The sequence below is a fragment of the Candidatus Magnetominusculus xianensis genome (assembly GCA_001541255.1).
Classification (GTDB): domain Bacteria; phylum Nitrospirota; class Thermodesulfovibrionia; order Thermodesulfovibrionales; family Magnetobacteriaceae; genus Magnetominusculus; species Magnetominusculus xianensis.
In genome coordinates this window covers 15270-27341 of record LNQR01000081.1, presented here as the reverse complement: position 1 = coordinate 27341, position 12072 = coordinate 15270, and the positions used below count along the sequence as shown (strand labels likewise).

Genomic DNA, 12072 nt, shown 5'->3' with positions numbered 1-12072 from the left:
ACAATGAGGGTATGTTTTTACAGATACTCGTTAAGAAACAGGGGCGGCGACAGAATAGTTATCGAATACGCTAATCATCTGGCAAAGACCGGATATGAAGTCACATTTTGCCTCAATGTGCTTGACACTGTCTTTCCCATTGAGCCGTCTGTCAGGATTAAATACATAAAACTCCCCACGCCTGTTGGGACGATAATTAGCGGCGCGCTGAGAAAGCTGCCCTATGATATAGTGATTGCCGACATTATCCACCTTGCCATCCCGCTGGGGTTTCGGAACAAGGTGGTGTATATCGCGCAGGCTTATGACGCCCTGTACTATGGAAACACGGTGCAGCAGAGGGGGATTGACCTGCTTTACAGGCTATATTTCTCAGGCAAAACAGCGTGCTGCATTGCTGATTCTGAGGCGCTTGCTGAAATTCTCGGTGCAAAAATTGCCCCTGGCGGCGATAAACTAAAAACCGTTGTCATCGGCATAGACCACCGGCAGTTCTATGCTGACCCTGATGATAAATTAATCAAAGAGAGGCAGGGCAGGGCAGCGATATTTGTCCTCTCACGCGGTGATGTATTTAGAAAGGGATTTGACATAACCACCGCCGTATTAAATGAAACAGCCGGTGAGCTGAAGGACAAAGCCGAGGTCTGGGTATGCGGCGACGCCGTGGAGTTTAAGCTGAAGACGAGACATTTTGGCAGACCGGACGACGATGAACTGAGACGTATCCTGAGCAGTGCCGATATATTTCTATACCCATCGCGCCATGAGGGGTTTGGGCTTTTCCCGCTTGAGGCGATGGCCTGCGGTCTGCCAGTGCTGACAACCGGCACAGTACCATACGTCAGGGACGGCTATAATGCCTGCGTTACGCACCCCAACGCCCATGATGTTAAAAAGACACTCTTGAATGCCCTGAGAAACGATGACCTAAGAAAATCCATCAGAGAAAACGGTTTTACAACGGCAAAAGGCTACAATATAATGAAGAGCAGGCAGGAGTTTGAAGAGATAATCAGAAATCTCATATAATATCAATTATAATGATTACAATATAATTTTTTATACTAAAATAACTCCTACAACTCATGTCTTATTTATCCTTTTAATCAGGGGAACATCAATAAGTATTTCATCAGTAAAGAAAGTAGAGACTGGGTATTTGGCACAAAACCTACTCAACTACTATCTGCAAAACAAAAATAACATGGTACGTAAAAGTGAAATACAATTTCAATCCATATGAGATATATAATCCATAGTCTTAATGAAGGTGTGAGTCCGTGTCTTTAAACAGGCATTTAATAGGCTTGAGCCGTATGAGTGGGAAACTCTCATGTACGGTTCTTAAGGGGGAAAGGGTTCCTGACCTACCTGGCGAGATATTGAGTAGACTGAAGGAGCTAGTGCCGGAGGAAACACTCCGAGGTAAGTACATAAAACAGGTGGAAGTGCTGTCGCAATTGAGGGATTTGCAGGACGAGGTATGTAAGGAGGCAGAGGCAATGGCAATAATGTATGATATGGAGAGAGACGTAAGGTTCAAGCAGGGATTGGCTGAAGGGCAGCGTAAGGGTCTGCTTGGAGGAATTGAGTTGGGGCTTGAGCTGGTGGATATGGTCAGGGCGCTGGATTCTATAGATAAGTTGGAATATCTTAAAAATCTTATAAAAAGGCCGACTCGTTGGATAAGCTGAGAGGGTTTTTTAGGGAAAACATATAATTAGTAACACCCCCTTCACAGGGCTTGAGAGGGGTTTCCTTTGACATCTTAGTGCGGTTTGCCATGAATGTAGCGTTTTTTGGGAGGAAACTTCCTCTTGACAATAAAAACTGTGTAGTGTTATTTTCTCTATAATGACGCACTCCGGTAAACTGTGATGGACTATAATAAAATACTTGATAATTTTTCTGACAAGCGTATCCTTGTAATCGGAGATATTATATTAGACCACTTCGTATGGGGTAACGCAGAGAGGATTTCCCCCGAGGCACCGGTGCCTGTAGTTGATGTGCAGGACGAGACATACCTTCCCGGCGGGGCTGGAAATGTAGCTAATAATATCGCATCTTTGGGCGCTCACGTCTCGCTCTCCGGCATAATCGGTACAGGGTTCAAGGCCGATATTATGTGTTCGCTTCTCAATGAAAAAAAGATTGACATCTCCGGCGTATTCCGCGACTCACGACCAACGACGATAAAGACACGCGTGATTGCAAATAACCAGCAAATAGTACGCTTTGACAGAGAACAAAGAGAGCCGGTCGGGGCAAAAACCCTGAAAAGTCTGACCGGCTTTATCGCATCAAATATAACAAAGTTTGACGGTATTATTGTATCTGACTATAAAAAAGGTGTGATAACGGCACAGCTTGTTAAATTCCTGATGGAACAAGCTAAGGCAGCCGGGGGGCTGTTCGCAGCGGTTGACCCGAAGGTAGGCCATTTTCATTATTATAAAGGGGTCTCGTTGATAACTCCAAATAAAAAAGAGGCATCAGAAGGCTCAGGCATTTCAATCAGAGATACTCAGTCACTTGAAAAGGCAGGCCTTAAACTCCAAAAAGACCTCAAATGCGGCGCCGTCTTAATAACACGCGGCGACGAGGGGATGACCCTGTTCCATGATAACAAAATCCATCACATACCAACTGCGGCCAAAGAGGTCTTTGATGTTACCGGCGCAGGAGACACAGTAATCGCGGCGTTTACACTTGCCTACGTCTCAGGGGCATCAATGCCGGAGGCTGCCGTCACAGCTAATCACGCCGCAGGAATCGTAGTCGGAGAGGTCGGCACGGCGGCAACAACTGTTGACCAAATAAAAAAATCGCTCAACGCTGCCACTGCGCGCGCTGATGATTAAGGAGATACTATGAAGATTCTCGTAACCGGCTCAGCCGGGTTTATAGGCGGCTACCTTGTGGACGAACTCTTAGAACACGGACACGAGGTCGTCGGAATAGACAATTTCTCAAAATACGGCAAAGTGGAAAAATCATATGATGCCCATAAAGGATTCCGTTTCGTCGAGGGTGACGCTAAAGATGTTGGGCTTCTTAAGGAACTGCTTTCAGACTGTGACCAAATTGTGGCGATTGCGGCAATCATTGGTGGTATATCATTGTTTCATGAGCTGGCATATGATTTAATCGCAGAAAACGAGAGAATAACCGCAGCGGCGTTTGACGCGGCGATTTGGGCATTTCAAGACAGGAAACTTAAAAAGATAAACGTCATATCCTCTTCAATGGTGTTTGAGAGTACTTCTACCTATCCAACCCCTGAAGGAGAGCAGTTGAAGTGTCCGCCGCCGTTGTCCACATATGGATTTCAAAAGCTGGCCTGCGAGTATTTCGCAAAGGGCGCCTACGAGCAGTACGAACTCCCGTATACGATCATTAGGCCATTTAATGCAGTCGGCATAGGGGAAAAACGTGCGAAGGTGGAAAAGGAAATCCTCTCCGGTAACGTAAGGCTTGCCATGAGCCATGTCGTCCCTGACCTCGTTCAAAAGGTACTCAAGGGGCAGGACCCGCTTCACATTCTTGGAAAGGGAAACCAGGTCAGACACTACACCTATGCCGGTGACCTTGTGCGCGGCATCCGCCTGTGCATAGAAAGCCAAAAGGCACTCTGCGAGGATTTTAATATCTCAACTGACCGCTCAACAACAGTCCTCGAACTTGCAGAGTTGATCTGGAAAAAAGTAAACCCCGGTAAACCGTTCAGATATGTATGCGACGATCCATTTAAGTATGACGTGCAAAAGAGGGTTCCAGCCGTGGAAAAGGCCAGGAGGGTGCTGGGATTTGAGGCTGCAACATCGCTTGAGGCAGCCCTTGATGAGGTTATCCCGTGGATTAAGGCACAGATAGAGATAGGCGGCATATAGTGAGGTCAACATTCACGAGGGGCAATAAGTGACTAAAATCCCCCTTGCTATAATCATTCCCGTTTATAATGAAGGGCTGAATATTGGCACAGTCCTCAGTGCTATTGACAAAAATGTCTCAACTCCACATAGAATCTATCTTGTCTATGATTTTGACGAGGACGACACACTTCCTGCGGCTCAACAATTTGTTGACCAGGGACATCCGGTAACCTTTATGAAAAACCCGCAAAGAGGCGTCGTAAGTGCAATTAAAACAGGACTTAAGACCGCAGCAGGGGAGTGCCTGCTTGTGACAATGGCAGACATGTCAGACGACTATGCCGACGTGGACAAGATGTATAGATTGATAGAAGGGGGCGCAGACATAGTGTGCGGCTCCAGGTATGTCAGAGGTGGAAGGCAGGTAGGCGGCCCGTTTATAAAGAAAAATCTATCAAGGGCAGCAGGTCTGTCGCTAAAGATTATTGCCGGACTTCCCACGCACGACTCAACGAACAGCTATAAGTTATACAGAAGAAAAGTGATTGAAACATTTGAAATTGAGAGCGACGGCGGCTTTGAAATCGGCCTTGAGCTGGTGGTAAAGGCACACATTGCCGGATTCCGCATCGCTGAAATCCCTACGGTCTGGCATGACAGGGCAAAAGGCCAGTCGCGGTTTAAAATCATAAAATGGTCGCCAAAATATCTGAAGTGGTACTTATATGCAATGAAAAATGCGCTGTTCACAAGGGGAAACAGCAAATAAGGCTACATCTTGTCCGGGGTTGAGACGCCAAGTATGTTTAAGCCCTCTGCAATTACTATCTTTACACAGGCACAGAGCATCAGCCGCGCCCTTGTCAGGGACTCTTCCTCATCCAGTATCCTGTGCTTATAGTAAAATGGATGAAACAGTCCTGCCAGTTCCTGCAGGTAAAATGTAATCCTGTGCGGTTCACGTGTCCTTACCGCGTTTAGGAACGTTGTGGGATAGAAGATTAGTTTTTTTATCAGCAGCAGCTCCTCCGGGGTAGACAGGCCGCAGAGGTCTGTCGTGCCGTCAAACGTTACCGGTATTTGTCTCTCGCGTGCCTTTTCAAAGACGCTGTTAATCCTTGCATAGGCATACTGGATGTAATAAACCGGATTTTCAGAAGATTCTTTTTTCACGGTCTCCATGTCAAACTCCAGTTGGCTGTCCGGGCGACGGGTGAGAAATATAAACCGCGTAATGTCCTTACCAACTTCGTTAGTAACATCTCTGAGTGTGACAAACTCCCCAGCCCGCTTTGACATCTGAACCGGAACGCCGCCTCTTTGCAGCATTACCATCTGAACAAGCAGCACAAGCAGTTTGCTTTCGTCTCCTCCGGCGGCCTTAATAACGGCTCGAATACGCGGTATGTACCCATGGTGGTCAGCCCCCCAGATGTTAATCAGTTCGTCAAAACCCCTGTTGAGTTTTAACACATGATAGGCTATGTCAGAAGCAAAATATGTATACTGGCCGTCTGATTTTATCAGCACACGGTCCTTTTCATCCCCAAATGCCGTAGCCTTAAACCACACGGCGGAGTCCTGGTCATAGATTAATCCCTTGTCTCTGAGGCGCTTGATGGCCTCTATTACCGTGCCATTTGTGAACAGCTCCTTCTCGGACTGCCAGGTGTCGAATTCGACTCCAAAGTCTGACAGGTCTTTTTTTATCTCTGAGAGCATTGCCTTATACGCGTAGTCGATAAAAAACTCAGATACTTCGTCAAATCTGGCATTAGAGAACTTATCTCCGTTGTCTTTGTGAATCTCCCCTGCCAGTTCGTCGACGTAATCGCCGTGGTAGCCGTCTTTGGGGAAATCACAGGGCGTGTTTGTGCGTTCTTTATAGCGGCAGAAGACTGACTCACCAAGAAGTTTCACCTGTCTGCCTGCGTCGTTAATATAAAATTCTTTCTCGACTGAGAACCCTGCGGCTGAGAGCAGATTAGCAACTGCCGCCCCCAGGGCTGCCCCCCTGCCGTGCCCCAGGTGCAGCGGGCCGGTTGGATTAGCGCTTACGAATTCTATCTGGATTTTTCTCCCTTTCCCAGCATTGGGTCTTAGGTATCCTTCACCCTCTGTATAGAGCTGCTTTAGTTTTGAGTGAAGATATGATGGCTTGAGTCTGAAGTTGATAAACCCCGCACCGGCCTTTTCGATAGAGTCGAATATGTCAGGCTCTTTGATGGCTGCAATAATTGAATCCGCAATGACCGATGGGTTTTTTCTTAGTTTTTTTGCCAGCAGCATAGCCGTAGGCGTTGAAATATCGCCAAGGGCCTCGTGCTTAGGAATCTCGACCTCGACAAAATCCGTCTCTATCCCTATTTCTCTAAGTGCCTTTAACAGTATATCTTCTATCATATCTTCTGAGCGCTTAAGAGTAGCATATTTGTGTGTAAAATTAATACTGAAAAAAGGAGCGGCAGGCTCATGGGAAAACCTGTTGCTGATGCCAATTGTTCTACGTGTGGTATGTACACGATGATGGGTGTGCAGAGTTTCCATCAAGGTGTTCCTGCAGTAGATAAAACAGTGACCTGCCCATGATGCAGCACGGTGTAGGCGGCATATGTTCTACCGCTATGTACCTGCCGATGGTGTCAAAAGAATCCTCTATATTCGTCGCGGCACATATTATAAAATCAGATGCACGTCTGGCTACATTGTCAACTATACGCCCTATATTATTTACGTGCGAGTCCAGTTCCTCAATGGATTTGGGGATATGGACTGCTGAGCTGATCTGATGTTCGGCCTCCTCATCTGACAAACCGCCAAAACATCTTCCAACAAATGAGCCTATGTGCTTTAAGTCGTCGCTTAGTTCAATCATAGGGCATTACACCTGCCGTTGCACATATTTATTGAGACATGTCCCTGTGTGTGAATCTGAACATTCATATAAGTCCTCCGGCGTCCCTTCAAAAAGCAGCTCCCCCCCGGCGTCTCCCCCTTCAGGTCCAAGGTCTACTACCCAGTCTGCCTCTCTGATAACATCCATATTATGCTCTATAACCACAATAGTGTTGTTTAACGATATAAGCCTTCTCAGGACAGTCAGGAGCGCCTGAACGTCGCGCATGTGAAGGCCGATAGTTGGTTCATCCAATATGTACAGAAACCCCTTGTTTGCAGTGCCTCCAAGCGCTGCACATATCTTAAGACGCTGCGCCTCGCCTCCGGAGAGTGTTGTTGCAGGCTGTCCAATTCTCAGATACCCAAGCCCTACATCTTTCAGGAGCTGGAGTTTTTTTGAAATTGCAGGGTCATCCCAAAATATATCAGCGGCGTCGTCAACGCTCAGATTCAACACATCGCTTATTGTGAGGCCCTTGTATTTTACACGAAGCGTATCGGCAGAATATCTGTTACCCGCACAGTCGGGACATTTCACGTATAAGTCCTCGAAGAAGTACATCTCCAGCTTTTGGTAGCCCTCACCTTTACAGAGTTCACACCTGCCTCCGGCTACATTAAACGAGAAATGACCTGGGCCATAGCCATAGAGCCTTGCCTCTGTTGCTGAGGCGAAAATCGACCTTATTGTATCGAAGAATTTTAAATAAGTAGCGGGGTTAGAGCGCGGAGACCGGCCAATTGGCGACTGATCTACAAGACAGACACCCTTAAGTCTGTCAAGCCCTGTGACGCCATTATATTTAAGCGGCCTTTTCCCATAGTTTTTATTAAAATTGCCTGCCGCCGCCTGATATAGCGTATCTACTACGAGGCTGCTCTTGCCTGAGCCTGAGACGCCGCTCACTACGGTAAGCGCATTGAGCGGGATGTGCAGAGTTATGTCTTTGAGGTTATGTCCACTGGCGCCGGTTAAAACAATCGCAGGGGCGTTGTGGTTGATTTGCTGCTTTGGCGATGGCTGGTATATGCCGGAGTTATTCAGGTATCCCGATGTGATTGTCTCTGACTTTTCAAAGTCACCAATTGCCCCATTGAATACAACGCTCCCGCCCTTGCTTCCACCACCAGGGCCAAGCTCTATTACCCATTCGGCGGCACGTATTATCTCAGGGTCATGCTCAACGACAAGGACAGTGTTGCCCTGCCTAGCTAGGCCGCCGATTATCTCCGTAATCCTCTCGTTGTCACGGCTGTGAAGACCGACTGTCGGCTCATCCAAAACATAGAGGGCACCGGCAAGGCTGCACGACAGTTGATTAGCAATGTTTACGCGCTGATATTCCCCGCCGGAGAGTGTCATCGTCTGCCTGTCCAGGGTCAGATAGTCCAGCCCCACGCGGCTTAGGAGGGTAAGTTTTTGTCTGATATGCCTTAGGGCCTCCTCTATCGCCTCACGAGCGTTCACTGCCGGGGTAGTAAAAAACCCTAACAGTTCTTTTACTGTCATTGCATTCATCGCGGCTATGTTTAAGGCCATATCAGGGCCTTTTAGCTTAAAGGCAAGGACTTCTTTTTTCAGTCTTGTACCGTTACACTCTGAACAGATGACCGGCTTCCTGTATCTGTTTAAGAACACCCGAAGATGCAGTTTATGGCGTTCTTCTGAGAGAAATTTAAAGAATGCGCTTAGTCCGTGGAAAGACTTCGCAACCCCATTATTAAGCAGCATCCACTCATACTCTGACAGTTCAGCGGCAGGCTTATAAATGTCAATACCGGCGGCCTCAGCGCCCCTCAGCATCTGTGTTTTCCACCAGTCAAAGGCGGGCTTTTCCCACGGGTCTATGGCGCCGTCTGAAAGTGAGAGCTGTGGGTTTGGGACAATTAAGTCCATGTCGCCAATAAGTATATTTCCAAACCCCTTACAAGCCGGACATGCCCCAATTGGGTGATTATATGAAAATAGCAGCGGTGTAGGCTCTGGCAGCAAGGCACCGCAGGCATCGCAGGAGTTACCGTCTGAGTAGAGCAGCTCTGTCTGGCCCGTATTATCATATATGATAATCTTAATCGTACCGCCTCCCTCGCGCCATGCCAGCTCTATTGAATCGGCAAGCCTGGATTCGTCACGCACTACCAGTCTGTCGATGAGTACATCATGGCCTTCTACGGTGCCGGGCACTTTATCAGACTGGCCAAATGTCTCCATGAACTCACCGTCTTTAAAAATTCTATAAAAGCCGCGCTCTCTGAGGCTTGACAGCGGCTCATCTGTGCGAAAAAGAATAGCTGCCTTAGCGCCGTTGTGTCTGCCGATGAGAGACTTATAGATTGAATCAGTATCCCAGCGCCTGATTTCAACCCCGCACATGTGGCAAAACGGCTGTGCTGTGCGCGCGAACACAACCCTCAACAAATCATATATCTCCGTTACCGTGCCCACCGTAGAGCGTGAGGTCTTGACGGGATTGCGCTGCTGAAGGGCAATGGCAGGGCGGATGTTTCTGACCTCTTCAAGCTGCGGTCTGTCGAGCTTCTCAAGGAACAGCTTTGCATACGTGGACAGGGACTCGATAAAACGCCACTGCCCCTCGGCAAATATGGTATCAAAGGCAAGTGAGGACTTCCCAGACCCAGATACTCCGGTGATTACCACAAACTTGTCATGAGGTATTTTGACAGATATATTCTGAAGATTGTTCTGCTTAATTCCGGTAATTTCCAGCCACTTCAAAGCCGGCATAATCCTCTATGCTTCACCGTAGCTGTGCAGCCCGGACAGAAACAAGTTGACGCCCAGATATGTAAATATCACCGTAATAAATCCAATTGACGACAGCACTGCGATTTTGTTACCGCGCCAGCCGCGCAAAAACCTTGCGTGCAGGTAAAAGGCATAGACAAGCCACGAAATAAGAGACCATGTCTCCTTCGGGTCCCAGCTCCAGTACACACCCCAGGCCTGGTCTGCCCATATCGCCCCAAATATCAGCCCGCCAAGCGTAAAGATGGGAAACCCCACCGCTATTACCTTATAATTAAGATCCTCAAGAAAATCTAGCGTTATGTTAAATGTCTGAACCATACGCTTTAGTACGTATCCATACCTCCACACGAAAAACATCAGCGCAAACGCCGCCACAAAGCTCAACAGGGCGATAAACCCTGATTCATTCCTGAATGTTGCCTTAAATAAAAACCCCTTGATAAGCTCCTGCGATGTCCCAATTACCTTAAACTTTATATAGTCTGCACCCATTGCCGCGAGTACAATAAAAAATACGCTCCCTGCAACTGTCCAAAATATATATGAACTCTCCGAGCGCTTTTCTGTACTCAGTACCAGATACAACATCCCCGTAGCAAACGCCAGAGCAAATGCTGCATATGCAATAAAACTCATCGTAACGTGCGCTAACAGCCAGTTGCTCTGAAGCGCCGGGACTAGCGGCTCAATCTCTTTCGATATGCCGGTAAGGTCTATAAATCCAAGGGCAAGACCCGCCAAAGGGGTTACAAATGCCCCAAATGTCCTGTTCTTATATTTGAATTCGATTATCAGATACCCAAGCATCAGACACCAGACAAAAAATATCAGCGATTCATAGAGATTCGTCAGCGGCGCCCTGCCAATTCCCATGCCGTAGGACTCCACCCACCGAAGAATCAGCGCCGCCGTCTGCGACAAAAACGCACCTGCAGCAAGAGCCGTAGCAGTTATGCCCACAGACTTATTTTTAAACATGAAATATCCTATATAAACCATCATAGCCACAAAGTATCCAACTTCAGCTATACCAAACAGCATTGGGCTTCCCATCTACGTTACCTCCTTCACCGCATCATGCCGATATCATTCTGGCAGAGACATTTAATGTGTTAACCGGTTAAATACGCTGTTAATCACGCCCTCGTAACCGGTCTTGTTTTTATTTGCAAAGGCCGCTATTTTTATATTCACCTTTGTCTTTTCAGACTGCAATAGTACCCATATTTTTTTGTGGCTGAGAAAAAACGCACAGTACAGGCCTATGGTCATAAACAGACACCCCGCATAGACCAACAAAACGCCTGGGTCTTTTCTCACCTGAAGCCCCGTGTACTGGTATCCCCAGTTGTCAACTAACTCTACCTTGCTGCCGTCGGGCAAGTCCCATGTCTGGGGATAGCGCTTTACCAGCCAGCCAGAGTATTTATCATTATCTTCTGAGGTTAACTCTATATAAACAGCAGGGTTGTTCATGTTCTCTGTGTATGAATATGGTCGTTCGTTTTTATCAAAGGCAAGCGCCGGGGTAAAGGCAATCAGCCTGCCAGAAAACTTCGTCCCGGGGATTTTAAACGACTCCCCTACGCCAAGTGATATTTGTTCAGTCTTCCCGCCTTTAGGTGTCACGTTTAAGATTATCAAACTCCTGGTGTTTTTTTGGGGAACTACCCCATAACTAGACTGGTAAAACGTATAGCCCTTGTACTTTAATGGGGAGTTTACCCCTATGGTCTTTTTCAGTACTGTCTTGCCATCTTCTATAACAGAAAGCCAACTGGCATAGTCCTTTGGCATATCTGATAATCCATAGAACGAGGTAGAAAAATCATCGCATCGAATGGAAAACCCAAGCGGGTGTTCCTTCTCACTTTGGCGCGAGTAGGCAACGGCAGATGTCTCTCCCTCCGGCAGGATCAAATACCCGCTGAACCCAAGGGTATTGCCGATAACTGCGCCTATCAGAATAATAATTATGCTGAAATGGATGACATATACGGCATAACGCGTGCGTCTGCCCTTGTGGGCGTAGAACTGAATTGTGTTGGGGCCGCTGTTGTCTGAGGCATTGGGAGTCATGCCAAGTTTCTTTATGGCCGCTAATACTAAAGTCTTTGCGTCTTCTATGCTGCCATCTACAGATAGTTCTTTTTTTATCCCATAATTATCAAAGTCCTTCGCATCTATGGGTTTGAGCGGCTCATCGACAATGCGCTTTATGTGTGGCAGCTTGTCAATGGAGCAGATTATCAGATTTGCCGAAAAACAAATCAGTATAGACGTAAACCACCACGAATGGTACATGTCGGTAAGTCCCAGCGCAACAGCAGATTTATACACGGTCTGAGCGTTGGCAGGGCCGAATATCTTTGTGAACAGCTTTAGATTTTTCTCCGGTGATGAGTCTTGCTCAATTACCGTACCTATCATCGAAGATAGCGCTATGACTGCAATTATCACCACGGCTAACTTTACCGATGTAAAGAACTTCCATATTTTGTCTACAATATTTTTATCTGCCATAGA

At 47.2% G+C, this 12072-nt stretch carries 10 protein-coding genes; 5 read left to right on the top strand and 5 right to left on the bottom strand.

Annotation, left to right across the window (positions count from 1 at the left end; translation table 11 throughout):
* Positions 1 to 3 precede the first annotated feature (3 nt).
* The 5 genes from ASN18_RS11605 to ASN18_RS11585 all read left to right on the top strand — a co-directional run bounded on the left by ASN18_RS11605 (position 4) and on the right by ASN18_RS11585 (position 4647).
* A complete protein-coding gene (locus tag ASN18_RS11605; RefSeq protein ID WP_085052912.1) occupies positions 4 to 1032 on the top strand; it encodes a glycosyltransferase family 4 protein in 1029 nt (342 codons plus the stop codon).
* A 353-nt stretch (positions 1033 to 1385) separates the two neighbouring features.
* Complete coding sequence (locus tag ASN18_RS11600; protein ID WP_157072955.1) at positions 1386 to 1697, top strand: hypothetical protein; 312 nt, start codon at positions 1386 to 1388, stop codon at positions 1695 to 1697.
* Between the two features lie 183 nt (positions 1698 to 1880).
* Positions 1881 to 2867: a D-glycero-beta-D-manno-heptose-7-phosphate kinase gene (gene rfaE1, locus ASN18_RS11595; RefSeq protein WP_085052910.1), complete on the top strand. Its 987-nt coding sequence runs from the start codon at positions 1881 to 1883 to the stop codon at positions 2865 to 2867.
* A 9-nt stretch (positions 2868 to 2876) separates the two neighbouring features.
* The gene (locus ASN18_RS11590) at positions 2877 to 3896 is read left to right on the top strand and encodes an NAD-dependent epimerase/dehydratase family protein (protein WP_085052909.1); all 1020 of its coding nucleotides are present in this window, start codon (positions 2877 to 2879) and stop codon (positions 3894 to 3896) included.
* 28 nt (positions 3897 to 3924) lie between these two features.
* Entirely contained in the window at positions 3925 to 4647 is a 723-nt protein-coding gene (locus tag ASN18_RS11585; protein ID WP_236861703.1) for a glycosyltransferase, read from the top strand.
* 2 nt (positions 4648 to 4649) lie between these two features.
* Here the strand turns inward: ASN18_RS11585 and argS are convergent, their stop codons facing one another.
* Genes argS through resB form a run of 5 tightly spaced genes read right to left on the bottom strand, consistent with a single transcriptional unit; the run spans position 4650 to position 12069 of the window.
* On the bottom strand, positions 4650 to 6425 hold the full coding sequence (gene argS / locus ASN18_RS11580; RefSeq protein WP_236861702.1) for an arginine--tRNA ligase: 1776 nt from the start codon (positions 6423 to 6425) through the stop codon (positions 4650 to 4652).
* Complete coding sequence (locus ASN18_RS11575) at positions 6382 to 6753, bottom strand: hypothetical protein (protein ID WP_085052907.1); 372 nt, start codon at positions 6751 to 6753, stop codon at positions 6382 to 6384. The genes argS and ASN18_RS11575 overlap by 44 nt, the downstream gene beginning before the upstream one ends.
* Before the next feature lie 6 nt (positions 6754 to 6759).
* A complete protein-coding gene (uvrA, locus tag ASN18_RS11570; protein WP_085052906.1) occupies positions 6760 to 9522 on the bottom strand; it encodes an excinuclease ABC subunit UvrA in 2763 nt (920 codons plus the stop codon).
* Between the two features lie 6 nt (positions 9523 to 9528).
* A complete protein-coding gene (gene ccsB / locus ASN18_RS11565; RefSeq protein WP_236861701.1) occupies positions 9529 to 10599 on the bottom strand; it encodes a c-type cytochrome biogenesis protein CcsB in 1071 nt (356 codons plus the stop codon).
* A 51-nt stretch (positions 10600 to 10650) separates the two neighbouring features.
* The gene (resB, locus tag ASN18_RS11560; RefSeq protein ID WP_085052905.1) at positions 10651 to 12069 is read right to left on the bottom strand and encodes a cytochrome c biogenesis protein ResB; all 1419 of its coding nucleotides are present in this window, start codon (positions 12067 to 12069) and stop codon (positions 10651 to 10653) included.
* Between the last annotated feature and the right edge of the window lie 3 nt (positions 12070 to 12072).

Excerpts from the sequence above, each read along its gene's own strand:
- ASN18_RS11605 (WP_085052912.1), top strand. The coding sequence starts at position 4 with ATGAGGGTATGTTTTTACAGATACTCGTTAAGAAACAGGGGCGGCGAC.
- rfaE1 (WP_085052910.1), top strand. The coding sequence starts at position 1,881 with ATGGACTATAATAAAATACTTGATAATTTTTCTGACAAGCGTATCCTT.
- ASN18_RS11590 (WP_085052909.1), top strand. The coding sequence starts at position 2,877 with ATGAAGATTCTCGTAACCGGCTCAGCCGGGTTTATAGGCGGCTACCTT.
- argS (WP_236861702.1), bottom strand. The coding sequence starts at position 6,425 with ATGGAAACTCTGCACACCCATCATCGTGTACATACCACACGTAGAACA.
- ASN18_RS11575 (WP_085052907.1), bottom strand. The coding sequence starts at position 6,753 with ATGATTGAACTAAGCGACGACTTAAAGCACATAGGCTCATTTGTTGGA.
- uvrA (WP_085052906.1), bottom strand. The coding sequence starts at position 9,522 with ATGCCGGCTTTGAAGTGGCTGGAAATTACCGGAATTAAGCAGAACAAT.
- ccsB (WP_236861701.1), bottom strand. The coding sequence starts at position 10,599 with ATGGGAAGCCCAATGCTGTTTGGTATAGCTGAAGTTGGATACTTTGTG.
- resB (WP_085052905.1), bottom strand. The coding sequence starts at position 12,069 with ATGGCAGATAAAAATATTGTAGACAAAATATGGAAGTTCTTTACATCG.